The organism is Lysobacter sp. DMC104 (assembly GCF_056313665.1).
Window position 1 is genome coordinate 189,686 of the sequence record NZ_JBQUZW010000005.1, and the last position, 23,384, is coordinate 213,069.

General features: G+C 70.5%; 24 protein-coding genes. 6 read left to right on the forward strand and 18 right to left on the reverse strand.

Translation table 11 applies throughout. The features are described from left to right. Positions 1 to 123 precede the first annotated feature (123 nt). From ACT53R_RS08980 to ACT53R_RS09020, 9 genes are all read right to left on the reverse strand, one after another. Positions 124 to 741, reverse strand: coding sequence for a hypothetical protein (locus tag ACT53R_RS08980; RefSeq protein ID WP_476171521.1), 618 nt, complete (start codon positions 739 to 741; stop codon positions 124 to 126). 142 nt (positions 742 to 883) lie between these two features. After that, positions 884 to 4,348: a NahK/ErcS family hybrid sensor histidine kinase/response regulator gene (locus ACT53R_RS08985; RefSeq protein WP_476171522.1), complete on the reverse strand. Its 3,465-nt coding sequence runs from the start codon at positions 4,346 to 4,348 to the stop codon at positions 884 to 886. 528 nt (positions 4,349 to 4,876) lie between these two features. Further along, positions 4,877 to 6,139: a JmjC domain-containing protein gene (locus ACT53R_RS08990; protein WP_476171523.1), complete on the reverse strand. Its 1,263-nt coding sequence runs from the start codon at positions 6,137 to 6,139 to the stop codon at positions 4,877 to 4,879. Further along, the gene (locus tag ACT53R_RS08995) at positions 6,136 to 7,284 is read right to left on the reverse strand and encodes a hypothetical protein (protein WP_476171524.1); all 1,149 of its coding nucleotides are present in this window, start codon (positions 7,282 to 7,284) and stop codon (positions 6,136 to 6,138) included. The genes ACT53R_RS08990 and ACT53R_RS08995 overlap by 4 nt, the downstream gene beginning before the upstream one ends. Further along, positions 7,281 to 9,653, reverse strand: a complete 2,373-nt coding sequence (locus ACT53R_RS09000) for a DUF6624 domain-containing protein (protein ID WP_476171525.1) — start codon at positions 9,651 to 9,653, stop codon at positions 7,281 to 7,283. Before ACT53R_RS09000 ends, ACT53R_RS08995 begins: the two co-directional genes overlap by 4 nt. 90 nt (positions 9,654 to 9,743) lie before the next feature. Continuing rightward, positions 9,744 to 9,896: a hypothetical protein gene (locus ACT53R_RS09005; RefSeq protein WP_476171526.1), complete on the reverse strand. Its 153-nt coding sequence runs from the start codon at positions 9,894 to 9,896 to the stop codon at positions 9,744 to 9,746. Between the two features lie 223 nt (positions 9,897 to 10,119). Then, entirely contained in the window at positions 10,120 to 10,626 is a 507-nt protein-coding gene (locus ACT53R_RS09010; protein ID WP_476171527.1) for a DUF2846 domain-containing protein, read from the reverse strand. Next, positions 10,623 to 11,138: a hypothetical protein gene (locus tag ACT53R_RS09015; RefSeq protein ID WP_476171528.1), complete on the reverse strand. Its 516-nt coding sequence runs from the start codon at positions 11,136 to 11,138 to the stop codon at positions 10,623 to 10,625. The genes ACT53R_RS09010 and ACT53R_RS09015 overlap by 4 nt, the downstream gene beginning before the upstream one ends. A gap of 112 nt (positions 11,139 to 11,250) precedes the next feature. Next, entirely contained in the window at positions 11,251 to 11,877 is a 627-nt protein-coding gene (locus ACT53R_RS09020) for a hypothetical protein (RefSeq protein ID WP_476171529.1), read from the reverse strand. A 151-nt stretch (positions 11,878 to 12,028) separates the two neighbouring features. Here ACT53R_RS09020 and ACT53R_RS09025 point away from each other — a divergent pair, with 151 nt between their 5' ends. Then, complete coding sequence (locus ACT53R_RS09025; protein WP_476171530.1) at positions 12,029 to 12,538, forward strand: N-acetyltransferase family protein; 510 nt, start codon at positions 12,029 to 12,031, stop codon at positions 12,536 to 12,538. Between the two features lie 137 nt (positions 12,539 to 12,675). On the opposite strand, the gene cls (ACT53R_RS09030) is transcribed toward ACT53R_RS09025, so the two are convergent. The 3 genes from cls (ACT53R_RS09030) to rpmB all read right to left on the reverse strand — a co-directional run bounded on the left by cls (ACT53R_RS09030) (position 12,676) and on the right by rpmB (position 14,714). Next, positions 12,676 to 14,085 (reverse strand): cardiolipin synthase, encoded by a 1,410-nt coding sequence (cls, locus tag ACT53R_RS09030; RefSeq protein ID WP_476171531.1) that lies wholly within the window; start codon positions 14,083 to 14,085, stop codon positions 12,676 to 12,678. A gap of 214 nt (positions 14,086 to 14,299) precedes the next feature. Then, entirely contained in the window at positions 14,300 to 14,464 is a 165-nt protein-coding gene (gene rpmG, locus ACT53R_RS09035) for a 50S ribosomal protein L33 (RefSeq protein WP_476171532.1), read from the reverse strand. A 13-nt stretch (positions 14,465 to 14,477) separates the two neighbouring features. Next, the gene (gene rpmB, locus ACT53R_RS09040; RefSeq protein ID WP_345302467.1) at positions 14,478 to 14,714 is read right to left on the reverse strand and encodes a 50S ribosomal protein L28; all 237 of its coding nucleotides are present in this window, start codon (positions 14,712 to 14,714) and stop codon (positions 14,478 to 14,480) included. A 498-nt stretch (positions 14,715 to 15,212) separates the two neighbouring features. On the opposite strand from rpmB, the gene ACT53R_RS09045 reads away from it, so the two are divergent. Beyond that, positions 15,213 to 15,932: a 2OG-Fe(II) oxygenase gene (locus ACT53R_RS09045; protein WP_476171533.1), complete on the forward strand. Its 720-nt coding sequence runs from the start codon at positions 15,213 to 15,215 to the stop codon at positions 15,930 to 15,932. Positions 15,933 to 16,007: 75 nt separating this feature from the next. Next, complete coding sequence (locus ACT53R_RS09050) at positions 16,008 to 16,583, forward strand: hypothetical protein (RefSeq protein ID WP_476171534.1); 576 nt, start codon at positions 16,008 to 16,010, stop codon at positions 16,581 to 16,583. 93 nt (positions 16,584 to 16,676) lie between these two features. On the opposite strand, the gene ACT53R_RS09055 is transcribed toward ACT53R_RS09050, so the two are convergent. Further along, positions 16,677 to 17,831, reverse strand: coding sequence for a PA0069 family radical SAM protein (locus tag ACT53R_RS09055; RefSeq protein WP_476171535.1), 1,155 nt, complete (start codon positions 17,829 to 17,831; stop codon positions 16,677 to 16,679). Positions 17,832 to 17,881: 50 nt separating this feature from the next. On the opposite strand from ACT53R_RS09055, the gene cls (ACT53R_RS09060) reads away from it, so the two are divergent. From cls (ACT53R_RS09060) to ACT53R_RS09070, 3 genes are all read left to right on the forward strand, one after another. Next, positions 17,882 to 19,339, forward strand: coding sequence for a cardiolipin synthase (gene cls / locus ACT53R_RS09060; RefSeq protein WP_476171536.1), 1,458 nt, complete (start codon positions 17,882 to 17,884; stop codon positions 19,337 to 19,339). A gap of 121 nt (positions 19,340 to 19,460) precedes the next feature. Continuing rightward, positions 19,461 to 19,751 carry a hypothetical protein gene (locus ACT53R_RS09065; protein ID WP_476171537.1) on the forward strand — a complete coding sequence of 97 codons (291 nt, stop codon included), beginning with the start codon at positions 19,461 to 19,463 and terminating at the stop codon, positions 19,749 to 19,751. Between the two features lie 22 nt (positions 19,752 to 19,773). Further along, the gene (locus ACT53R_RS09070) at positions 19,774 to 20,523 is read left to right on the forward strand and encodes a pyridoxine 5'-phosphate synthase (RefSeq protein WP_476171538.1); all 750 of its coding nucleotides are present in this window, start codon (positions 19,774 to 19,776) and stop codon (positions 20,521 to 20,523) included. 37 nt (positions 20,524 to 20,560) lie between these two features. Here the strand turns inward: ACT53R_RS09070 and ACT53R_RS09075 are convergent, their stop codons facing one another. From ACT53R_RS09075 to ACT53R_RS09095, 5 genes are all read right to left on the reverse strand, one after another. Next, positions 20,561 to 20,962: an ExbD/TolR family protein gene (locus tag ACT53R_RS09075; protein WP_476171539.1), complete on the reverse strand. Its 402-nt coding sequence runs from the start codon at positions 20,960 to 20,962 to the stop codon at positions 20,561 to 20,563. A gap of 119 nt (positions 20,963 to 21,081) precedes the next feature. Further along, entirely contained in the window at positions 21,082 to 21,492 is a 411-nt protein-coding gene (locus tag ACT53R_RS09080) for an ExbD/TolR family protein (RefSeq protein ID WP_476171540.1), read from the reverse strand. 167 nt (positions 21,493 to 21,659) lie between these two features. Beyond that, positions 21,660 to 22,073 (reverse strand): ExbD/TolR family protein, encoded by a 414-nt coding sequence (locus ACT53R_RS09085; RefSeq protein WP_476171541.1) that lies wholly within the window; start codon positions 22,071 to 22,073, stop codon positions 21,660 to 21,662. A 24-nt stretch (positions 22,074 to 22,097) separates the two neighbouring features. Beyond that, positions 22,098 to 22,520, reverse strand: a complete 423-nt coding sequence (locus ACT53R_RS09090; protein WP_476171542.1) for an ExbD/TolR family protein — start codon at positions 22,518 to 22,520, stop codon at positions 22,098 to 22,100. A gap of 41 nt (positions 22,521 to 22,561) precedes the next feature. Continuing rightward, positions 22,562 to 23,332, reverse strand: coding sequence for a MotA/TolQ/ExbB proton channel family protein (locus tag ACT53R_RS09095; RefSeq protein WP_476171543.1), 771 nt, complete (start codon positions 23,330 to 23,332; stop codon positions 22,562 to 22,564). Positions 23,333 to 23,384: the final 52 nt, after the last annotated feature.

Below are 23,384 nucleotides of genomic sequence, written 5' to 3' on the forward strand. Positions count from 1 at the left end.
GCGATGCCTCACGGAGATGTCGATCGGGGAATGATGTCACGACCACGGCGAAACGATGGCCTTGCCCCTGCCGCCGCAGTGCCGGCGACAACGCCGGCATCGACGTCGCCACGGATCATCCGCCTACACGTGCGTCCGCGCGACATTCCCGCGGTTGTCGCGCAGTTCGCGGATCCACCACTGGATCGCGGGATCGCCTTCGATGAAACGCAGGTGCGTGGCGATCTCCAGCAGCAGGCGGTCGTCGGGGTCGAGCAGGGTGCCGACGTAGGCCACCAGGTCGTCGGCGCAATGCGTGAACTCGTAGCCGTCGTGGTCGAACAGGAAGACATGGCCGGCGTGCGTGCCGTCGGTGGGCATGAGCAGGGTGTTGCCCGTGCGCGGCTCCTCGCCGATGGCGACGCAGGCCTCGACCCATTCCGGGACGATCTCGGCGCGTTCGTCCTCGTCCAGCGGATCGAGCCAGTCGAGGAAGCCGGCGCGCAGGCCCGCCCAGGCGGTCGGCGCGGCGATGTGCACGGCGGCGTCGCCGCTCTTGTCGTCGACGAAGAAGACGATGCTGCCGAAGGTGTCGTAGAAATCGTCGAGGCGGCCGATGTCGGGCAGCGCATGCCCCGACAGCGGCGGCGCGACGACATGCCGGAAGCGGACGATCTTCTTCTCGTCGGGGCGGCGGATGCGCTCGCAATGGAACTCGCCCGTGTGCGCGAGGACGGCCGATTCGAGTTCGACGAGTTTCAAGCGGGACCTCGCAGGGGAAACAGCGGCGCGCGCGACGGCGGAGGCCGGATTCCGCAGTCTGCGAGCGCGACCGGAGCCGCGTCAACGCGGCGCGCCCTGCCGGATCTTGCAGGTTGCCGGCACGACGCGACGCGCCATCGCGTCAGCCCCACGCCCCCAGCCACGCGCGCAGCGACGCGGGTTTCACCGGTTTTGTCAGCACGGTGCAGCCGTATTCGCGGGCGGCGTTCTTGAGCATGTCGCTGCCGTCGCCGGTGAGCAGCGCGGCGGGCAGGTCGCGCCTGGCGCGGCGACGCAGTTCGGCGATCACGCCGAGGCCGTCGAGCCGGTCGTGCAGGTGGTAGTCGACCAGCGCGACGTCGGGCAGCGTGTCGGGTTTCTCCGGATCGATGTGCGCCAGCGCTTCGTCGACGGTGGCGGCGGTGAGCGCGACGGCGTTCCAGCGATCGAGCAGCGCGCGCATGCCGTCGAGGATCTCGGGGTCGTTGTCGACGCACAGCACGCGCAGGCCGGCGACGGCGTCGGCCGCGGGCATCACGCGCGGCGGCCGCGCGGGCATGGCACGGCCGGGCGGCACGCGGATGGAGAACACGCTGCCGCGACCCACGCGCGAATGCACCTGCAGCGGATGGCCGAGGATGCGCGCAATGCGCTGGCAGATCGACAGGCCGAGGCCGAGGCCGCGTTCGCCGCCGACGCCGGCCTGCTCGAAGCGGCGGAATTCCTCGAAGATCTGGCCGAGGTGGTGCGCGGGAATGCCCGGGCCGGTGTCCCACACCTGCAACTCGATGCCCTGGCCGCGACGGCGCAGCGCGAGCAGCACGCCGCCGTCGCGGGTGTAGCGCAAGGCGTTGGCGAGGAAGTTCTGCAACGCGCGACGCAGCAGGCGGCGATCGCTGCGCGCGAACGTGCCCGGGCGCGCATGCACGCGCAGCGCGAGGCCGCGGCCGGCGGCGCTGGGCGCGTACTGCGCGGCGAGCTCGTGCAGCAGTTCGGTCGCGTCGAAGTGCGAGAGCTCCGGTTGCAGCACGCCGGCGTCGAGGCGCGAGACGTCGAGCAGGCCGTCGAGCAGATCCTCGGCGGCGCGCAGCGCGGTGTCGACGCGCTCGGCGAGGCGCGTGCGCTCGTCGGGATCGGGCGTCTCGCGCAGCGCGGAGGCGAACAGGCGCGCGGCGTTCAGCGGTTGCAGCACGTCGTGGCTGACCGCGGCGAGGAAGCGCGTCTTCGATTGCTGCGCCGCCTCGGCCTCGCGGGTGCGCTGCTCGACACGCTGCTCCAGCGTCTCGTTCACTTCGCGAAGCTGGCGTTCGACGTGCTTGTAGTCGGTGATGTCGCTGAAGCTGGTGACGTAACCGCCGCCGGGCAGCGGCTGGCCGCGCATCTCGATCACCTGGCCGTTCGCGCGCACGCGCTGGAACACGTACGCCTGCCCCGCGCGCAGATGCGCGAGGCGGCGATCGACCTGGTCCTCGACCGACAGCCCGGTGCCGCCGCTCATCTCGTTCATTTCGGCGCGCTCGGCGCTCCAGCGGATGAGGTCGGCGATCGGCCGGCCGACGTAGAGCATGCCCTCGGGGAAGCCGAGCATCTGCTGGTAGCGCCGGTTCCACGCGACCAGGCGCAGGTCGGCGTCGACCACGCTCACGCCCTGGCTGATGTTCTCCAGCGTGGTCGACAGCACCTGGCGGTTGAAGCGCAGTTCCTGGCTGGCTTCGTCCAGCAGCGACACCACTTCGCCCAACTCCATGCCCGAGCCGCGCAGCGCGCTGGTCAGCGTGAGCCGCGCCGACGCCGCACCGATCGCCGAGGCGAGCAATCGTTCGGTGAACTGCACCAGCGCGCGGTCGGCGAGCTGCTGCGGCTGCCACTGCCGGCGCACCGTCGACTCCGCGAAGTCGGCGAACGCGCGCCGCGCGTGGCGCTCGCCGACGATGCGTTCGGCCAGCGCCAGCAGTTCGCCGCTGCGCACGGTGCCGGCCCAGCCGCCCGGACCCAGCGGCGACTTCTGCGCGTAGGGATCGAGATACGACGCGGACAGCAGTTGTTCCTGCAACAGCGGCCGGCGCCGTGCCGACACCAGGAACAGCGCGCCGATGTTGAACAGCAGCGACCAGAACACGCCGTGCGTGAGCGGGTCCCAGCCGGTGAGGCCGAACAGCTGCCGCGGCCGCAGCCACGACAACCCGAACGGCCCCTGCGCCAGCCACGACGCGCCCCACTCGCCGCCGAAGCCGCCGCTCTGCGCCAGCGTCGGCAGCAACAGCGTGTACGCCCACACCACCGCGCCGGCGAACACGCCGGCGAACGCGCCGGCACGGCTGGCGCCACGCCAGTACAGGCCGCCGATCAGCGCAGGCGCGAACTGCGCCACCGCCGCGAACGACAGCAGGCCGTGCTGGGCGAGGCTGTCGCCCGCGGCCGCGGCCATGCGGTGGTACGCGTAGGCCAGCAGCGCGAGCAGCAGGATGGTCACGCGCCGCACCCACAGCACGAGGCGGTCGATGCCGCCGGCGGTGGGTGCCCGGCCGCGCAGCAGCAGCGGCATCACCAGATCGTTGCTCACCATGGTCGCGAGCGCGACGCTGGCAACGATCACCATGCCCGTCGCCGCGGAGAATCCGCCGATGTAGGCCACCAGCGCCAGCCAGTCGCGATCCAGCGCCAGCGGCAGCGCCAGCACGTAGGTGTCCGGCGAGACGCCGCGCCCGGCCAGCAGTTCATGGCCGGCGAGGGTGATCGGCACCACGAACAGGCTGAACAGTACGAGATAGCCACCGAACAGCCAGCGCGCCGGGCGCAGGTCGGCCACGTCCTGGCATTCGACCACCGCCACGTGGAACTGGCGCGGCAGGCAGACGATCGCCGCGAACGCGATCAGCGTCTGCGCGACGAAGCCCGCCGGCAGGCCCGGTGCCGACGCGACGCCGCCGGCCGCGGCGATGCGCGCGACCAGGCTGCCGTCGCCGGGCAGGTGCAGCAGCGCGAACACGCCGATGCCGAGGAACGCGAGCAGCTTCACCAGCGACTCCAGCGCCACCGCCAGCACCATGCCGCGGTGGTGCTCGGTGGCGTCGATGGCGCGGGTGCCGAACAGGATCGCGAACGCCGCCAGCAGCAGCGCGACGTACAGCGCGGGATCGGCGAACAGCTGGCGGTCGCTGCCCGGCGCCAGCACTTCCACGCTCATCGCCACCGCCTTGAACTGCAGCGCGACGTAGGGCACCGCGGCCAGCACCGCCACCGCCGCGACCAGCGCCGCCAGCCCGGGCGCGCGGCCGTAGCGCGAGGACAGGAAGTCGGCGATCGAGACAATGCGGTGCTCGCCGGAGATCAGCACCAGCCGTTCGAGGATGCGCCAGCCGAACAGCAGCAGCAGCAGCGGCCCGAGGTAGATCGGCACGAAGCCCAGCCCGGTGCGCGCCGCGGTGCCGACCGCGCCGTAGAACGTCCACGACGAGCAGTACACCGCCAGCGCCAGCGCGTAGACCGCCGGCCGCAGCCAGCGCCAGCGCGGGCGCGCGCCGCGCACGTCGCCGATGTAGGCGACGGCGAACAGCACGCCGACGTAGCCCAGCGACACCAGCAGCAGTACCCAACCCGGGATCATGCGTCCCCCTCGGACGAGGCCCGATCGAAGGGGCGAGTGTACGTCGGTGCAGGGCTCAGCCCTGAGGTATCCCCACTTTTTGTGCCGACAGACCATCGGGGCAAGCGATTTCGCCCCATTTCGTGTCATCCCGAGCCCAAGGCGAGGGACCTGCTTCATTGACGATCGGGGTCATCCTTGACGAAGGCATGCGGCGAGCTTGCCTGCCCGGCTTTTGGTTTCGCTCGCTGCCGCGAGCGAGTCACCTTTCTTTGCTTGTGCAAAGAAAGGGTGACCCAAAGAAAGCACACCCCGTCGGTCGCGCCCGACGCTGTGCGTCGGGTGCACGGTCTTCGCGGGGTTTTTCGACAGCACATCCATGTGCTGGTCGAAAAACGCGCGGCCTCCTGCCGCGCGCCCTGCGGGCCTGATCCGCGAAGCCCGTCGCGACCAGGGGCCCCGACAGATCAAGACCAGAACCGGCTCACGAATGTCGTCGGGACGTGAAGGCCCAAGGATTCCACGAAAATTTGTGGGGATACCTCAGACTCAGTCGCGCCGGCGGCGCAGCGCGCGCCACGCCACCAGATCGGCGATCAGGGCATGCAGCGCGCGGCGTGCGGGCGCATCGGCCGCGAGCGCCAGCAGCCGGTGCAGCGGGTACGCGCGGCCATCGTCGAGCAAGACGATCAGGCGCGCGACGGTGGCGGCGTCGAGCGTGGTCGCGGCGACATGGCCTTCGGCGCCGACCAGCACCGGCGCACCCGCGGCGGCGGACCACAGCATGCGCACGCCGGGCACGCGGCGGAGCGAGTCGCCGGGTGCCAGCGTCGGCCGCTTCGCCGGTGACGGCACGGGCTCGAAGCCGCCGGCGCCGGCGCGGACCAGCGCGACCCGGCGCGCGCTCGCGGCCAGCCGTCGCGACGCGCAGCGGCGGCGCAGGTCGGCGGCGGCGGCGCGCCAGACCGCGGGCGTATCGGCGTCGGCGTCGCGCTGCGCGTCGACCGGCATCGCGACGCAGGGCTGCGCCGGCACGACGATGCGCGCGGCACCGCGCGCCGGCCGCATGTCGACGGCGGACAGCAGGTCGTCGATGTCGTAATGCCGATGCTGCTCGCCACGCGGAATGCCGACGTTGACGCTGGTCGCCGCGCCGTCGCCGGCGGTTTCGCCGACGTGGTAGTAGCTCGCCGGCCAGTACAGCGCCTCGCCCGGGCCCAGCTCCACCGCGAACGACTGCGGCAGGTACGCAGCGTACTCGACCATCGTCGTCACCGGCTCGCGCCACGGACGTTCGGCCCAGAAGCGCATGCGCTTGCGCCCGGCCAGCACGAACATGAAGGTCGCGAAACGGTCCTTGTGCACGCCGATCGGGCTGTGGTCGTAATCGCCGTGGAACCACGTGGTGATCGCGCTGCCCGACGGCAGCCCGACGCGCGCCCACAGCGGCGCGAACCAGTCGCGCTCGCGCCGCCACAGCGCGTGGTCGAACCCGTGCAGGCGATTGACGATCACCGCGTGGCGTCGCCCGTCGGCAAGATCGACGAGACGACGCGCGTAGGCGGCGAGATCGCGCTCGCCGGCGCGTGGCAATGCCGGCCGCGGATCGGTCTGCTGCGCGCGATCCAGCGTGAACTGCGCGTACGGCAGCGGCGACATCCCGACGCCGGCCGCACGCGACGCCGCACGCAGCACCGCATCGGCCACGAACGGCGCGCGGCCGCAATCGACGATGCGCACCGGTCGCCGGTCCCAGTGCGCGGCGACGAAGCGATCCCAGTCCAGCGTCGGCAGCACGTCATGGTCGGTCATGGCGCCGGTTCCTGGATCAGGTCGAGCGCACCCAGCGCATGCAGTGCATCGAGCCGCTCACGCACGGCGTCGCGATCGCGCGCGCCACCCACCAGATCGCCCATGCGCTGCGGCATGTCCGTGCACAGCCGCGTCCACGCGCGACGCCACGCGGGCCGCGCGTCGACAAGCTGTGCATGGCCGTTGATCGCCAGCAGCCAGCGCCGGTCGTCGAGCCTGCGGCGGATGACGCCATCGGTGCAGAGGCGAACGCATGCATCGTCGTGCAACGACGCGCGACGCACGCCCGGGATCGGCAGCAGCCCGCGACTGCTCGCGCGCAGGCAGGCATCGAACTCGATCGCCTCGGCCAGCGTGTCGTGCAGCGACGCCGCCGACAGCGCCTGCGCCACCGCGCGCAGCGCCGGCGACGGCGCCACGCCGCGCGCACCGGGCGTCGGCGGAAATGGCCGCATGTCGACGGCGCCGTCGTCCGGCCACTGCCGTTCGAGCAGATCACGCAGCAGCGCGTCGGTCGCCTCGGCGGCGGCCTGCGCGATCGTCGCCGGATCGGTCGCGATGCACAGGGACAGCAGCAGTGCGCCGGCATCGTGCGGCGGCGCATCCGCATCGACCGGCCACCACAGCGCATCGCCGCGCGCGACGACGCGGCCGTCGTCGAGCCGCAGCGCGCCGTCCAGCACCGCGATCAGCCGCGCGTGGCCGTCCGGCCACGTCCACGGCGCGAGTGCATCGCCGGCGCGGAGCGTCAGCGCCGCGGCGACCGGCAGCACCGGCACGGTGTCGGCACCGAGCGCGTCGCGCAGCAGCGCGCGCGCGGCCTGCCACAGCGCGGCATCGGCCAGCAGCGGTTCGTCGACGCGCAATGCGAAATCCGACGTCCCTTCGGCCGCGAGGCGCGCGCGATACGCCGCGAGTGTGCGGTCCGGCGGGCCGGGCAGCGCCACGCCGGGTGCACGCAGTCGCGCGCCGTCGCGCCAGAAACGCACGTCGGGCAACACGCGGAAACGGGTGCCGTCGCGGAACGGCGCGCAGGCCGCGCGCAACGCGCGCCAGGCATCGCGCGCATGCAGGCCGGCGGCGCGCGCGGCGCCGGGCAACGGCTGCGGCACGGCGGGCGGCGTCCAGGCAGCATCGCGGGTCATCGGCTGCGCTCCATGGCGGCCAGCTTGCGCTGCGCCTGTCGCAGATACCGCGCCATCGGCGGCAGGCCGACGTCGGCGCGGCGCGCGTCGACCTGCGCGGCGCCGCGGATCGGATACGGCACCAGCGCACCGTCGACACGCCGCAGCTTGGTGCCGAAGCGCTGCGGCCGTCCGGCCTGCACGCACAGCGCGTCTTCGAGGTACGCCGGCTGCGACGGCGGCACGTCGCCGGCCTTCGCGGCCGCACGCAGCAGGCGCAGGCCGCGACGCTGGAACGCGACATCATCGGGCAGGTGCTGGATCAACCGGCAGGCCGCTGCCGCCGCGCGTTTCCCGACCAGCGCATGACCCGGCCAACCGTGCGCGTCGATCACTGCATGCAGCCAGTCGCCAGCGCTGCGTTCGAGCGCGCGCAGTTCGCGTGCGACCTCACCGCGTGCGGGAAAGCCGGCGGCAGCCCAGCGCGCGCGCAGCGCGGCGTCGACCCGATCGATCCGCAGCAGCTGCGTGCGCAGCCGCGCGCGTTCGGCCGCATCCGGTGGCGGCGACGACAGCGGTTCGGCACGCAGGCGCAGGCGTTCGCCGTGCCAGCGGAACACGAGGCGATGGCCCTGCTGCGGCCAGTCGAACGTCGCGCTGCCGCGACGCGCACCGTCGATGCGCAGCGACACGCCGAGCGCGGCGTCGACGCGTTCGCACGGACCGGTGTCGCGGAACACGTAGGCCGCGGCATCGCGCAGCGCGATCGCGAGATCGATGATCTCCGGCGCTTTCGCGAGGCCATCGCGCGACAGCGCTGCGGGATCGGTGCAGCGCAGTGTGCGCCAGCGCGGTGTCCCGTCGCCGTCGATCGCACACCAGCGCAGCGGCCCGCCACGCAGCGCGCGATAGAACGCGGGCAGATCACCGCGCCGCATCTGCGCGCGCTCGGCGGCATCGAACGCGTCGAAGCCGGCGCGCGCGTCGAGCATCGCGTCGTCCATCGCCGCGGCGTAGACCTCGCTCGATCGCCGCAGCACGCGGGTCCGCGCATCGGTGGCATGACGGCGCAGCCAGGCGTCGAGACGCGGGCGCTCCAGGCACAGCGTGAGCCAGGCGTCGAACATGCCGCGGAAGAACGCGGGCAGGTACGGCGCATAGCCGATGCGGCCGTGCGCATCGGCGACGACGTTCGCGGTCGTGGTGCGCGCCAGCGAGGCATGGATCCGGCGCAGCGCGAGCCGGCCGTCGGCGTCGCGCACGAAGCCGGTCAGCGGCGTGTCGGTGCTGCACAGTCGCGGCAGGCGCTCGAAACCGACGTGGTGGTTGCCGCCGTCGGCGGCGTCGCCGACGAGGCCGGTCTGCCACAGGCCCGGCAGCGGCTGGAAACAGACTTCCGGATCGACCGGATACGGCAGCGGGTCGGCCAGCGCACGGCGGCGACCGACGCGCACGTTGCCGCCGAACAGGTCGGCGATGCCGAAGCCGAAGCTCGCCGCCGCCAGCGCACCGGCGTCGTGCCAGAACCGTCGCGCGACGCGCTGCGGCAGCCGCGGCCCGCGCAGACGCCACGCACCATCGCGACGCAACGTGCCTTCTTTGTCCGCCAGCGCGATCCACTCGCACCACACGCAGTCGCGGCGCACACCGTCGACCGATGCCAGCAGCGGCAACCGGAACGCACCGGCCGCGGCGGGCGCGCGTTGCAGCACGTCGAACAGGCCGCCGGCGCGCAGCAGCAGACGTTCGCCGTCGGCGGGACGCGCCTTGCAGACGACGGCGACGCCGTCGCGGAAACCGACGCGCAGCACGCGATCGAAGCCGTTGTGGGTTTCGTCGCCCAGCGCAGCGAGCGTGAGTGCGCGACCGCGCACGCCGAGCGCGTGCAGGCGGCCGCCGCGCAGGTCGCGGCGCAGACGATGCAGGAAACGTTCCATCGCGGCGCAGAAGGCGCGGCGACGATGCTCCAGCCAGCGCGCGTTGTCGGCGACGCGATGCGCACCGGCGCAGCGTTCGAACGCCTCGCGCAGCAGATCACCGTAAACGTCGCCGTTGAGCAGATCGAGCTGCCGCGGTGCGAGCACGTCGGCGTACCGCGGCGCCTGCACGCGGCACCAGGCGTCGAGCGCGGACAGCAGCGTCAGGAACGGCGCGAACGCCGGCCGCGACCACAGCGCGAGCAGCGCGCGTGCGGTGTCGGCGCCGGAGAGCGCGCCATCGGCGACGGCGAGGCGCCCGCCATCGGGGCCGTCGCGCAGCGCGAGCACGGGCGGCAGCAGCGTGCCAGCGTCGCCGCGCGCGACCGCACGCGCGATGCGCCGCGCGACCGGCGGCAGCGTGCGCGGGACAGGACCGGGTTCGAGGACGCACAGCGCAGTCGCGTCGTCCATGCGTCCGTGCATGCGGGCGTGTCGCGTACGTCGGCGGAAATCGATGCACGCCCGCCGGGCGCAAGTGGCGACCGGCGGGCGTGCAGGACCTCAGAAGCAGTAGATGAACCGGGTGCAGCTGCCGGCCGGCGCATGGCCGGCGGGCGCCTTCTTCTCGAGCGAGCCGAGGGCGGCGTCGAGGCGCTGGTCGCGGGAAGCGGAGCGGGTCTGCACGGACTTGTGCTGCGTGGTCTTGCGCTTCATGGCGTGGTTCTCCTTGAGGGTCGATGGAAACGCCGCCGCGGACGCGACGGCGTTCGACAGCATCACCAACGGACGTCGCATCGAAGGCGACGCGATGCCCGCAACGGGGCATCGAGGCGGTGATACCACGCGGCACGCGCCGGAAAAAAGGGCGGCGGTCCCATTCATGGTGCCGCTCGCGACGGACGGCATGTGTGCCGGCCCGCTTGCGGCCCCCTCCGGATCAAGGCTTCGCCGCGGGCGCAGGTTTCTTCAGCTCGGCCATCCGGCCCCGGGCGGTGTCCGCATCGGTCGGCAGCAAATCGATGCTGCCCCGCACCATGCCCATCACCAGGCTCGCCTCGAAGTAATAGACCTCGCCCGGTTCGATCGCCTGCAAGCGGGCATCGCGCCGCTTCTTCTTGTCGCTGTAGAGCTGGTAGTCGCCGGGCTCGAGGTAGGCATACACGAAGCTGCCGTTCTTGAGCTTCGGGAACTGGGTGTCGTTGTAGAACAGCTTCCACCCCACGCCGCCGCCGACGAAGCGCGACTCGCGGAAGATGACCACCAGGCCCTTCTGCGGATCGGGACGCGGCATCCAGTCGGGATCGGCGCGGTAGTCGGGATTCACCGGCGTGTCGGCCACCGGCGCGGGCGGGGTGGCGGGCGGGGTGGCGTCCTGGGCGGTCGCGATGCTGTTGCCGCACGCCAGCAGGGCGGCGAGAAGGAGGGCGTTGCGCACGAAGCTCATCGGGGATTCCGGATGGTGGTGTCGGAGGTGGTGCCGCCGGAAGCGGCGGCAGCGGGGACCGCGACCGCTGCAGGCGCAGCGGAAGCGGGCGTGTCCGCGGCCGGCGGGAGGGCCGAGGCCGGGGCAGCGGCCGTCGCCGGCGGAGCGACCGGGCGCGGCGGTGCCACGACGGCATGCAGCTCGGTCCCCGCAGGCACGTCGATGTCCTCGCCCTGCACCAGGGCGGCCCCGATCAGGCCGAAGGCGATCCCCGCGGCCGTGCCGCTGCGGCGGCGATCGGTGCCGCGGTTGGTCTCGGCGCTCCTGAGACGGATCGCGCCACCGGGCGCGTCGATCGCATCCACCCGGAGGTCCAGCGCACCGGGCCGACCACTGGCGCCCTTCTTGCGCGCGAAGATCACCGTGCCCTGGCCGCGGGTGCCGGCGGGAACGCGCACGGCGCCGTCGACGACGACATCGGCCGCCACTTCGACGGCGAATTTCTGTCCGGTGGTCGCGGTCGCCGAAGCCATGGGCTCCAGCGTCCTCACCACGATTTCCGTTCCCGGCGGAACGGGCGGCGCCTCCTGGGCCGCAACGGGCAGGACGACCGGGATCGACAGCAGGAGGGCCGCGAGGCACCCCCTAATCGTGGGTTGGCGTTGCATTCGGAATCCCCTGTTGGATGACGGCATCGGCGTGCGTCGCGACGGACGCCGCCGTTGGAACCAGCGCCGCGGCCGGCGGGGCCGCGGATTGCATGACGGGAAGGTCGACGTCCTGGTCGACGTGCACCAGCAGCGGCGTGCCGCGTGGGATCTTCACCGATTTCCCGTGGACGACGCCGCCCAGCGGGCCGAACGCGGCGCTCAGCCAGACCATGCCGGCATCGCCGTCCTTGCCTTGCCTGAGCATCGAGAAGAACAGCGGAATGCGGCGATCCCCCACCTGCACGGCCAGCACCTTCAGTTGCAGCACGCCGGGCTTCCCGTAGGCCTCGCGGGCCTGGGCACGGACGACGACACCTTCGGCGGGCGTGCCGCGCGGAATCACCACATGGCCCTGCGTGCGGACGTCCTCGCCGACCTCGAGCCGGAAGACCTGGCCCTTGCGCGCGCCCTCGGACGAGAGCTCCTCGCCGAGCACGAGGCGGACCTCGGTGCCGGCACGCACGCGCACGACCGTCTCGGCGGCCTGCGCACATGCCATGCCGGCCCACAGCCAGGCACATGCGGCGAGCATCCGGCATGGCCGGGTGATGGTCGTCATCATCGTCCCCCTTCGCGACGACCGCGCCGGAATGACGCGAACATCGTCCCCCGCGTCCATCGCGTTCTGCTTCCCTGCACGCGACAATCCGCATCGTGATCCGCACCGCTCCACCCGGCGCGGTCGCATCCTATCCCGTGCCGGACCCCACTGCATGAACGACCTTCGCCTCGATCCGCTGACCGATGCCGACTTCGGTACCGTCGCCGCGCTCGCCGACACGATCTGGCGCAGCCACTACGGCACGATGATCTCGATGGCGCAGATCGACTACATGCTGGAAGGCCGCTACACCGCCGACAACCTGCGTCGCTACGTGGACTCGGACGCGCGCTGGCTGTGGGTGCTGCGCGTCGACGGCGAGGCGGTCGGCTACTGCAGCTGTTCGCTGGGCGAAGGCGACGACGAGATGAAGCTCGAACAGCTCTACCTGCTGCCCGCCCTGCACGGCCGCGGCCTGGGCGGCCGCATGCTGCGCCACGTCGAAACGGTGTGCCGCACGCAGGGCCGCGACGTGCTCTGGCTCACGGTGAACAAGGGCAACGCCGGCTCGATCGCCGTCTACCGCAAGGCCGGCTTCACCGTCCGCTGCGACGCCGTCTTCGACATCGGCCACGGCTACGTGATGGACGATTACGTGATGGAGAAGCGGTTGGGGGCATAAAGCCGCGCGCGAATGCGTTCGCTTCCGGTAGAGCGGCCTTCAGGCCGCTGCTTCTTACGCCGACATAAAAGCAGCGGCCTGAAGGCCGCTCTACCGGGCATCACCGGGCATTCCGGTCGCGTTGCGAACCGCGATCCTCACAACAACGAATCCGCCAGCCGCGCGATGCCGTCCCGCGTGCGCCGCCACGTCGGTCGCCGCGCCCACTGCGCCGGATCGACGAGGTCACTTTCGGCGAGGCGCGCCGCCTCGATCGCGTGCAGCCGCGCGACCACGCTGGCGTCGTAACACAGCATGCCCGCCTCGGCATTCAGCGCGAACGAGCGGATGTCGAGGTTGATCGAGCCGATCAGCGCCACGTCGTCGTCGACACTGAGGTGCTTCGCGTGCAGGAAACACGGGCGGTGCAGCGCGATGCGCACGCCGGCGACGAGCAGGTCGTCGAAGTACGACGCCTGCGCCCACGCGGTGAGCGTCTGGTTGTTGCTGCGCGACAGGATCAGCGTGACCTCGATGCCGGACAGCGCGGCGATGCGCAGCGCGGCCAGCACGGCGTCGTCGGGCACGAAGTAGGGCGTCGCCAGCACCACGCGGCGACGCGCGCGCTGCACCAGCGCGACCACCGCATCGCGCGCGTTCTCGAACGGATACGCCGGCCCCGACGGCAGCGCCTGCGCGATGCCGCCGCAGGGTTCCGGCGCGCAGGTCGCGACGGCGAGCGTCTCGCCGGTCTCGATGTACCAGTCGCTGGCGAACAGCGCCGCCAGCTGCGCGACCGCCGGCCCGCGCAGGCGCGCGACCAGTTCGCGATTCGGATAACCGGGCACGAACGTCGGCACGGCGAGGTTCTGCGAACCGGTGTAGCCGATGACGCGGTCGATCACCGCGATCTTGCGATGGTTGCGTAGATCCATGCGCCCGCTGCGGCGCCAGCGCAGGCCGCCGGGCAGCATCGCATGCACCTCGATCCCGCCCGCGGCCAGGCGGTGCTTCCACGCGCGCAGGCCGGGCTTCGCGCCAAGCGCATCGAGCAGCAGCCGGCAGCGCACGCCGCGCGATGACGCGCGCAGCAGGGCATCGCAGACCGCGGCGCCGACGGCGTCGTCGAACATCAGGTAGTACAGCAGGTGGACTTCGTCGTTCGCGGCGTCGATGTCGGCGATCAGGCGCCGGAGGCTGTCGTCGTAGTCGTCGAGGAGTTCGACGCCGTTGCCCGGCATCGGCAGGAAGCCGCCGAGGCGTTCGACCAGCGCGGCGATGTCGGCGCCCGCGCCGGCCGGCACCGCGCGCTGCGCGGCCAGCGGTACCTGCGCCTCGCGGATGCGCGCGGAGGCCTGCGCCTGGCGCGCGCGGCGTTCGCGCGAGATCCACGGCTGCCCCAGCAGCAGGTACAGCGGCAGCCCGAACAGCGGCACGAAGCCGACCAGCAGCAGCCAGCTGCGCGCCGCGGCGGGCCGGCTGCGCGACGGAATCCACCACAGCGCGGCAAGGCGGATCGCCCAGTCGACGATCAGCAGCCAGTAACCGGGATGCAGGCCCAGGAGCATGCGGCGATTGGAGCATGGCCCCCGCGACAATGGCGAGCGTGAGGCCGCGGAACGGTCTTTTGCGCGATCCCGCGCTTCGGAATCGCGCATCGGAAGCGGGTGCCGGAAAAGCAAGAACCCGCCTTGCGGCGGGTTCTCGTGGAAGCGGATCAGTGCGGTGCGTGTCGGGCGATGGATCCCGGCTTTCGCCGGGATGACCTGCGGCCTGCGCAGGTCACTTGATCTTGCCTTCCTTGTACATCACGTGCTTGCGGACGACGGGGTCGTACTTGCTGACCTCCATCTTGCCGGGGGTGTTCTTCTTGTTCTTGTCGGTCGTGTAGAAATGACCGGTGCCGGCCGAAGAGATCAGGCGGATCTTGTCGCGCTTGGAAGCCATGGTCGATTACTCCTCAGATCTTTTCGCCGCGGGCGCGGAGCTCGGCGAGCACGGCGTCGATGCCGTTCTTGTCGATCGTGCGCAGGGCCTTGGTGGAAACGCGCAGCTTCACCCAGCGGTTCTCCGAAGCCACCCAGAAACGGCGCTCGTGGAGATTGGGCATGAAACGGCGGCGGGTCTTGTTGTTGGCGTGCGACACGTTGTTGCCGGTCGCGACGCGCTTGCCAGTCACCTGACATTCGCGGGACATACGTACCTCTCGATCAAGAACGCGCGACATCGGAAGTCGTGCGATCTGCGGATGCCTCCCGTGGCCCGGGAGACGGCGGCCCCGGCGGCGGTCCGGGCCTGGGCCGGGACGTTCGCCACGCGATGCGGGTCGAAGATCGTTGCGGAGGTCGACGGATCGAGCCGACGGGGATCGCGTTCCCCGTCCCCGGGCCTCCCGGAAGGGACACACCGGCCGCAGCGAGCCGCGCATGATGCCAGCTTTTCCGAGTCCGGGCAAACACTTAGGGGTCGCGGGCCGGGCCGGACGCGGAACCGTCCGTCGCCACTGGCTGGCCGCCGCTCGTCAACCGGCGAAGGAAACCGGTAGCATCCCGCGACCGGGGTCGCGACTCCTCAGGGAGCGCGGAGACATCCGGCCGACGACCATGCGCCAGAATCGCGCCTTTCAAGGACGAAAGAAAACCGCCATGACCCGCCCCCCCGCCCCTTCTGCCCGCGCCGACCGCGCCCATTTCCCATGACCGGCCAGGCCCGTGTTTCCCAGGACGACTTCATCCAGGTGGTCCCCGGCGTCCTGTCCCGCGAGTTGTGCGCGGAAATCGTCGCCCGCATCCGCGCCAGCGACGCGCTGCGCCCCGGGCAGGTCGGCGGCGGGGTGTATCCGGAACTCAAGCACAGCCGGGACATCTCGATCACCGGGCAGGCCGGCTGGCAGGACGTCGAGCAGGTGCTGAACCTGGCGATGCTGGACGCCCTGGTCCACTACCTGCGCGCCTGGCCCCAGGCGCTGATCGCGCCGCTGATGCTGCAGCGGCAAACACCCGATGGCGGCGTGCGCCGGCTGGCGGCGGAAGATTTCCCGGAGATGGACGCCGCGCAGCTCAGCGAACTGGCCCGCCACTGCCTGCGCCCGGGCAGCATCAACCTGCAGTGGTACCGCGCCGGCGAGGGCGGGTATCCCTACTGGCACTGCGAGTTGTACCCGCGCGATCCCGGCTGCGAGACGCTGCATCGCCACCTGCTGTGGACGGTCTACCTCAACGACGAGTTCGAGGAAGGCGAGACCGAATTCCTGTTCCAGCAGCGCCGCATCAAGCCGACCACCGGCACGCTGTTGATCGCGCCCGCCGGCTTCACCCACACCCATCGCGGCAATCGCCCGCAGGGCGGCGACAAGTTCATCGCCACCAGCTGGATCCTGTTCCAGAAGGCGGAGCGGCTGTTCGCGCAGGGGTGAGCGCGACGGCCACCGTCTCCGCTCCCGATCGACGACGTCAGTCCACTCCTGCTTCCCGACACCGGACGCACGCACATGGAGTTTCTGCCCGACTTCGCGGCCTCGCTGTTCATGGCCTTGTTCATCGCCAGCCTCCTGTTCATCCACCTGGGTCTACGCAGCAAGGCCAGCCTTGCTGCCTTCCTTTCGATGGTCGTCGTGCTGGCATGGAACTTCTGGGCACATGCGGTCTTCCACTTTGTGTCCGGCACCGAAGATCCCGTAGGCCAGTTGCGCATGGACCCTTATTCCTCACATCCGATCTTCGATACCGTGCACGGAATCGTCGGATTCGTACTGTTCGCGGTTTTCATTCTTTCCTTTTTCTGTGTCGCGATTTCCATCTCCGCAAAAGCGACCGTTCCTCCACCGCGTGAAGACATCGCCCGCGGCATGGCGCGTATCACGACACGCATGCTCTGGACCTTGGCGGCCGTTTCCCTGGCGTTGTCGCTCGGAGGGGCACTTGGTCATCACCTCATCGCGACAAGCGGTCGTTACCTGGAATTCGCACGCCCTTTGACCGTCACGTCGCTCTGCTGCCTCGGGGGCGGCGTGTGGCTTGCCGGCATGGCGATCCGCCGTCGCTTGGTAGCAGTGCGTTCGGACTGAACCGGCTCAACGGACGCCGTGATCGTCGCAACCGGCGACCATGCCCGTCTGCGAGGCAGTGGCGGTACGCCGTTGGCGGTCGTTTCGCGGACTTCAGAACAGGCTTCTCTGGCTCGGGTCCGACGCTCCGGCGTGCGACCGAGGCGGGGCGCTCGGCTTGACGAAGCGGGTCGCATCCAGCGCCGGCAATCGCCCGAACCCGATGCGCTTGTACGCCTTCGCGAAGCGCATCGCGATGAAGTCCGCGAACGGGCCTTCGCCGCGCATGCGCGTGCCCCAGGCGCTGTCGTAGTCCTTGCCGCCGCGCATCTGCTGCACGAGGCTCATCACGTGCGCGGCGCGCTCGGGGTAATGCAGCGACAGCCATTCGCGCCAGACGTCCTTCAGCTCGTGCGGCAGGCGCAGCAGCACGTAGCCGGCGGCGCGCGCGCCATGCGCATGCGCGGCTTCGAGGATGTGTTCCAGCTCGCGGTCGGTGATCATCGGGATCACCGGCGCCACCATCGTGCCCACCGGCACGCCGGCTTCGTGCAGCGCCTGCACGGTCTTCAGCCGCGTGTGCGGCGCAGCGGCACGCGGCTCCAGTTTCGACGAGAGCCGGTTGTCGAGCGAAGTGATCGACACGTACACCGACACCAGCCCGTCGCGCGCCATCGGCGCCAGCAGGTCGAGGTCGCGCAGGATCAGCCCGCTCTTGGTGATCAGGCTGACCGGGTGCCGCGTTTCGGCGAAAACCTCCAGCAATTCGCGGGTGATGCGGTACTTCCGCTCGATCGGCTGGTAGGCGTCGGTGTTGATGCCCAGCGAGATCGGCGAACAGCGATACGCCTTCTTCGCCAGTTCCGCGCGCAGCAGCGCCGCGGCGTTGGTCTTGGCGTACAGCTTCGTCTCGAAATCCAGCCCGGGCGACAGATCGAGGTAGGCGTGCGACGGCCGTGCGAAGCAATACACGCAGCCATGCTCGCAGCCGCGGTACGGATTGATCGACTGCGAGAACGGGATGTCCGGCGACTGGTTGCGGCTGACGATGCTGCGCGCGCGTTCCTCGGTGACCTGCGTGCGCGGCGCCTGCACGGCGGGTTCGCCGTCCTCGTCGCCGGCGTAGACCGAACCCCAGCCGTCGTCCTCGGCCTCGGCGACGGTCTTCTCGAAGCGGCCACGCACGTACGACGCCGCGCCGCGCCCTTTCAGTGGGCCGTCGCGCAGCAGGTTGTGGGTCGCGGGGTGCAGTTTGCCGCCGTGTGCCATCCGGGTAGGCTAGCGCGCACGGTTCGCACGCGCTGCGACGGAGAAGGCGGATGTACGCACTGTGGGACTGGCTGCACACGTGGCCGGGCTTCGGCCCCAAGCTCGCCTGGGCGTTGCTTGCCGGCTGGCTGCTCTATCTGGTGTGGCTGGGTGGCTGGATCGTGCTGCAGAAGCGCGAGCCGGTCGCCACCCTCAGCTGGCTGCTGGGCCTTGCGCTGCTGCCGTATGTCGGCTTCGTCATCTACTACCTGCTGGGGCCGCAGAAGATCCGCCGCCACAAGCTGCGCCGTGCGCGCAGCCGGTTGCAGGCGGATGCGCTGGGCAACAGCGGCTGCATCGACATCTGTTCGCCCGATGCGCAGGAGCTGGCGACGCTGGCGCACGCCGCGACCGGCCTCGCCCCCAGCACCGCGCGCGACGTGCGTCTGCTCGTCGACGGCGCCACGACCTACGACGCGCTGATCGAGGCGATCGGCAACGCACGGCACCAGGTCCACCTCGAGTACTACACCTACACGCCGGACACGAGCGGCGGCGCGCTGCGCGACGCCCTCGTCGCCTGCGCACGGCGCGGCGTGAAGGTGCGGCTGCTGCTGGACGCGATCGGGTCGGGTGCATGCAGCCGCGCGTTCCTTGTGCCGCTGGTCGATGCCGGCGGCGAAGTAGCGTGGTTCCACCCCACCCGCTTCTGGCGCTTCTGGTCGCGGCCGTGGCTGAACATGCGCACGCACCGCAAGATCGCGGTGATCGACAGCCGCATCGGCTTCGCCGGCGGCATCAACATCACCGACGAGGAAAACGAGCGCGTCCGCAGCGACGCCTATCGCGACCTGCACCTGCGGCTGGAGGGCGACATCGTGCGCTCGCTGCAACTGGTGTTCGCCGAGGACTGGGTCTACGCCACCGGCAAGCGCGGTTTCCTCGACGAAGTGGCGCAGACGCTGCCGCCGCTGGCGCCCGGTCCGATCGCGATGCAGACGCTGACCTCCGGTCCCGACGCCGCGTGGGAACCCATCCACCGCCTGCAGGTCAACGTGATCCACGCCGCGCGCAGCCGTGTGTGGCTGATCACGCCGTACTTCGTGCCCGGCGAAGCGGCGATGATGGCGCTGACCTCCGCCGCGCTCGGCGGGCTGGACGTGCGGCTGATGGTGCCGCGCATGAGCGACTCGCGGCTGGTCACGCTGGCCGCGCGGTCGTACTACGACGACCTGCTCGCCGCCGGCGTGAAGATCTTCGAGTACGGCCCGCGCATGCTGCACACCAAGGCGCTGCTGGTGGACGACGGCACCGCGATCCTCGGCAGCGCAAACTTCGACCACCGCAGCTTCCGCCTGAACTTCGAGGTGGCGCTGCTGGTGCAGGACCGCGGCGTCGCTGGTGAACTCGCGCGGCTGATGGAGGGCGAACTCGCGGCCACGACACCGGTGCGCGACGACCGCCGCCGTCCGCTGCTCACCACACGGTTGCCCGAGGCCCTCGCCCGGCTGCTCTCGCCGCTGCTTTGAGGGCTGCGCCCGGGCGCAGCGACGACGGACGGCGGATGCGGCGGTCCGGGCGGGCTGTCGGCGGCGGCGCGGCCGGGAGTAGACTTGCAACCGCCTTTCAGCCCCCGAGAAGGACGCCCCCATGCCCTGGTTGTTGCTTCTGATCGCGGTCGCCCTGTTCCTGGCCGCCCTCGGCGCCAGTTCGACCCTGCTCGTGGTGCTCTGCGTCCTCGGCTCGCTCGTGCTGAGCATCGTCGCGGTCATGAGCCTGCTGGCGCAGCGCGTGGACAACAGTTCACGCAGCGAAACCCTGCTGATCGACCCGCAGGAACTTCGCCGCCTCCGCGAGCAGGCCGAGGCCCGCCGTGCCGAGGCCGGCAATCCGGTCCCGCCGCCGCAGGTCGCCGCCAACGACACCGGCGCGCAGCCCTGATCGCCGCCGCGATGTTCCACGCGTGACCGTCCTCAGCGTCAACGTCAACAAGATCGCAGTGCTGCGCAATTCGCGCGGCGGACGCGATCCCGATGTCGTGACTGCGGCCCGCGCCTGCCTGGACGCCGGCGCGCACGGCATTACCGTGCACCCGCGCCCGGACGCCCGCCACATCCGTCAAGACGACGTGCTGGCGCTCGCCGTGCTCACCCGCGAGTACGGCGTCGAATTCAACCTCGAAGGCAATCCGTTCGCGCCGCCGCGGCCGGGGTATCCCGGTTTCCAGGCGCTGTGCGCCGCGGTCCGCCCGGCGCAGGCCACGCTGGTGCCTGACGGCGACGGCCAGCTGACGTCCGACCACGGCTTCGATTTCGTCCGCGATCTCGACGCACTGCGCCTTCAGGTCGCCGACCTGAAGGCGCTCGGCTGCCGGATCAGCCTGTTCGCCGACGCCGGCGCGGACATGGCGGCCGCCGCAGCCAGCGGCGCGGATCGCATCGAGCTGTACACCGGCCCTTACGCCGAGGCCTTTGCGGAAGGCCAGCCAGGCAACGCGATTCCGGCGTTCGCCGACACCGCACGCGCCGCGGCGACGCACGGTCTCGGCGTCAACGCTGGCCATGATCTGAGCGCGGCCAACCTCGGTGCGTTCCTCGACGGTGTCCCGGGCGTGCTGGAAGTCTCGATCGGCCACGCGCTGATCGGCGAAGCGCTGTACGCCGGGCTCGACGCCACGGTGAAGGCGTATCTCGCGGTGCTCGCCGAGCGCTGACGCCTGCCCGCCGCGCGGACAGACGTCGCGGCGATCGTCAGAGGAAACGGATGTTGTCGAGGCCGGCGTTCTTCGCGGCGGCGATGACCTGCGCCACGGTCTGGTAATCGGCCTGCCCGTTCACGTCCATCTGCAGCGGCAGCACCTGCGCGCCGACGCGGACGTGCTCGGCTTCCAGCACGGACGGCAGCGCCGACAGCGGCATCGGCCGGCCGTCGACGAACAGGTCGCCGCTGGCGTCGATGCGAAGGGTCAGCGGTTGTGCGGGTTTGGGTTGATCGAAACCATCCGCCCTGCCCGGCAGATCCAGCGGGATCGGTCGGCTCAGGATCGGCGCGGCGATCATGAAGATCACCAGCAGGACGAGCATCACGTCGATCAGCGGCGTGATGTTCATCTCGGCGATGTCGGACGGGGCCTGACGCTGGGCAAATGCCATGACGCACTCCTCGGGTTGGACAGCCATATGTCGAACGTACGCCCAGCCCGGTCACACGCACAAGACCGGGGGGCCGGATCGATGTTTCGGGATGCGACAGTCGCCGGTGGGCGATGCCGTCAGTACTTCACGAAGCCGACGCTGACCAGGCCCGCGTCCCGGCCGGCCGCGATCACGCGGGCAACGGTCTGGTAGTCGACCTCGCCGTCGATGTCCATCACGAGGGACGCGGCATGCGGCGCGGCATCGGCCTGCGCCGTGGCGAAGACCGCATGCAGGGCCGACATCGGCGTCGGCTGGTCGTTCACGAACACGCCACCGGCGGCATCGATATCGACACGCAGCGGGGGCGGCGTCTCATCGAGTGGCCCGGGGCAACCTCCGTAACTGATGTCCAGCGGGACTGCGCGGTTCGTCACCGGCAGCGTCACCATGAACATCACGAGCAACGCCATCATCACGCCCACCAGCGGCGTGATGTTCATCTGCGCCATCGCGTCCTGCCGGGACGGACTCACTGCAAAGGCCATGATGCGCTCCCCGGAGTGTGGGCCACGCCATCCTGCGCCCGACCGGAGCCGGGTCGCAAGCCCTCGCGGCAGGCACAAAAAAACGCCGCCCGGGTGGGGCGGCGTCCGAAAGGTGAAGCGGTGTTCGGCGCGGCGGCGGGCTGCAGGCCGCCGCCGGCCGGTGTGGCTTACTTCTTGACGAAGCCGATCTTCAGCATCTGCGCGTCCTTCGCCGAGGCCAGGACCTTGGCCAAGGTTTCGTACTGCGCATCCTGGTTCATGTCGATCTCGAGCGTCGGCTGGTTCTTCGGGTCACGCTCGACCTCCTGCGACATCATGCTGCGCAGGGCGCGGATCGGCGTCGGACTGTCGTTCCAGTAGATGGTGCCGGTCTGGTCGATACGCAGCTTGATCGGCGGCGGCGGATCCACCGGGTTCGGCGGCGGATTCAGCGTCGGCTGCGGCAGGTCGATGTCGATCGGGTAGGACAGGATCGGCGCGGTCACCATGAAGATGATCAGCAGCACGAGCATCACGTCCACGAGGGGCGTGACGTTCATGTCGGCCATCGGGCCCGAACCGGAGTTGGAAGCAAATGCCATGACTCTGTTCTCCGTGGGTCGCGATCAGTTGCGTTCGCGGGTGGCGACGAAGCCGACCTTGCGCATGCCCTGGGCCTGCGCGAGGTTGACCACGTCGTTCACGAAGCGATACGGCGTGGTCTTGTCGCCGCGGATGTTGACCTGCGGCTGCGGGACCTTCTGCGCTTCCACCGACAGGCGGCTTTCCAGCAGTTCGCGGGTCACCGGTTCGTCGTTGAGGTAGAACTTGCCTTCCTCGGTGACGGCGACGGTGATCGGCGGCGCGGGCGGCATCTGGTTCGGGTTGCGAGTGTCGTAGTTCGCCTGCGGCAACTCGACCTTGACCTTGTGCGTCATCAGCGGCGCCGTGATCATGAAGATGATCAGCAGCACCAGCATCACGTCCACGAGGGGCGTGACGTTGATTTCGGACATCGGGCCGCCACCGCTACCGGTACTGAAGGCCATGGGTGTGCTCCGTCAGTGGTTCGGGTTCGTCGCGACCGGGATCAGCGCTTGCCGCCGACTTCGCCGACGCGAGCGCCGGTGGCGAAGAAGTCGTGCAGGTCGTGGGCGAAGGTATCGAACTTGTTGTTCGTGATGCGGTTCAGGCGCACGAAGAAGTTGTACGCGAGCACCGCCGGGATGGCGACGAACAGACCGACCGCGGTCATGATCAGCGCTTCACCCACCGGGCCGGCGACGGCGTCGATCGAGGCCTGGCCGCTGGCGCCGATCTTGATCAGGGCGCCGTAGATGCCCCACACGGTGCCGAGCAGACCGACGAACGGGGCGGTCGAACCGACGGTGGCGAGCACGGTCAGGCCGCTTTCGAGGCCCATCGACTCGCGGGTGACGGCCTGGCGCAGGGCGCGGTCGACGAACTCGGAGCGGTTCAGCGACTCGACCAGGCGCGAGCCTTCATGGCGCTGGTGGTGCGCGGCGGCCTGGGCGGCGTCGAGCGCGATCTTCGAGAAGGGCTCGCTCTTGGGCTGCTCTTCCATGAAGCGGATCGAATCCTGCGCGTTCGGCGTTTCCCAGAAGGTCTGGGTCACGGTGTCACCGCGGCCGCGGAGATTCAGGTTCTTGATGAAGTTGACCACGATCCAGTACCAGGACATCGCGGACATGATCGCGAGCACGGCGGCGACCGTGAGCTGGACGACGTAATCCCCCGGGTGGGAGAGCATCTCGCGCGCCAGATGGTCGACGCCCATCTGCTTCAGAGCGGCGGCGCTGTTGCCTCCCGCGGCGGCGGCGTTGGTGGTTTCCTGCAGCATGACGCTTACCTTTCTTGTGTGTGGAAAGAATCGACGAAGGGTCGGTGGAGCG

Excerpts from the sequence above, each read along its gene's own strand:
- ACT53R_RS08985 (WP_476171522.1), bottom strand. The coding sequence starts at position 4,348 with ATGATCCCGGGTTGGGTACTGCTGCTGGTGTCGCTGGGCTACGTCGGC.
- ACT53R_RS08990 (WP_476171523.1), bottom strand. The coding sequence starts at position 6,139 with ATGACCGACCATGACGTGCTGCCGACGCTGGACTGGGATCGCTTCGTC.
- ACT53R_RS08995 (WP_476171524.1), bottom strand. The coding sequence starts at position 7,284 with ATGACCCGCGATGCTGCCTGGACGCCGCCCGCCGTGCCGCAGCCGTTG.
- ACT53R_RS09000 (WP_476171525.1), bottom strand. The coding sequence starts at position 9,653 with ATGGACGACGCGACTGCGCTGTGCGTCCTCGAACCCGGTCCTGTCCCG.
- ACT53R_RS09005 (WP_476171526.1), bottom strand. The coding sequence starts at position 9,896 with ATGAAGCGCAAGACCACGCAGCACAAGTCCGTGCAGACCCGCTCCGCT.
- ACT53R_RS09010 (WP_476171527.1), bottom strand. The coding sequence starts at position 10,626 with ATGAGCTTCGTGCGCAACGCCCTCCTTCTCGCCGCCCTGCTGGCGTGC.
- ACT53R_RS09015 (WP_476171528.1), bottom strand. The coding sequence starts at position 11,138 with ATGGCTTCGGCGACCGCGACCACCGGACAGAAATTCGCCGTCGAAGTG.
- ACT53R_RS09020 (WP_476171529.1), bottom strand. The coding sequence starts at position 11,877 with ATGATGACGACCATCACCCGGCCATGCCGGATGCTCGCCGCATGTGCC.
- ACT53R_RS09025 (WP_476171530.1), top strand. The coding sequence starts at position 12,029 with ATGAACGACCTTCGCCTCGATCCGCTGACCGATGCCGACTTCGGTACC.
- cls (WP_476171531.1), bottom strand. The coding sequence starts at position 14,085 with ATGCTCCTGGGCCTGCATCCCGGTTACTGGCTGCTGATCGTCGACTGG.
- rpmG (WP_476171532.1), bottom strand. The coding sequence starts at position 14,464 with ATGGCTTCCAAGCGCGACAAGATCCGCCTGATCTCTTCGGCCGGCACC.
- rpmB (WP_345302467.1), bottom strand. The coding sequence starts at position 14,714 with ATGTCCCGCGAATGTCAGGTGACTGGCAAGCGCGTCGCGACCGGCAAC.
- ACT53R_RS09045 (WP_476171533.1), top strand. The coding sequence starts at position 15,213 with ATGACCGGCCAGGCCCGTGTTTCCCAGGACGACTTCATCCAGGTGGTC.
- ACT53R_RS09050 (WP_476171534.1), top strand. The coding sequence starts at position 16,008 with ATGGAGTTTCTGCCCGACTTCGCGGCCTCGCTGTTCATGGCCTTGTTC.
- ACT53R_RS09055 (WP_476171535.1), bottom strand. The coding sequence starts at position 17,831 with ATGGCACACGGCGGCAAACTGCACCCCGCGACCCACAACCTGCTGCGC.
- cls (WP_476171536.1), top strand. The coding sequence starts at position 17,882 with ATGTACGCACTGTGGGACTGGCTGCACACGTGGCCGGGCTTCGGCCCC.
- ACT53R_RS09065 (WP_476171537.1), top strand. The coding sequence starts at position 19,461 with ATGCCCTGGTTGTTGCTTCTGATCGCGGTCGCCCTGTTCCTGGCCGCC.
- ACT53R_RS09075 (WP_476171539.1), bottom strand. The coding sequence starts at position 20,962 with ATGGCATTTGCCCAGCGTCAGGCCCCGTCCGACATCGCCGAGATGAAC.
- ACT53R_RS09080 (WP_476171540.1), bottom strand. The coding sequence starts at position 21,492 with ATGGCCTTTGCAGTGAGTCCGTCCCGGCAGGACGCGATGGCGCAGATG.
- ACT53R_RS09085 (WP_476171541.1), bottom strand. The coding sequence starts at position 22,073 with ATGGCATTTGCTTCCAACTCCGGTTCGGGCCCGATGGCCGACATGAAC.
- ACT53R_RS09090 (WP_476171542.1), bottom strand. The coding sequence starts at position 22,520 with ATGGCCTTCAGTACCGGTAGCGGTGGCGGCCCGATGTCCGAAATCAAC.
- ACT53R_RS09095 (WP_476171543.1), bottom strand. The coding sequence starts at position 23,332 with ATGCTGCAGGAAACCACCAACGCCGCCGCCGCGGGAGGCAACAGCGCC.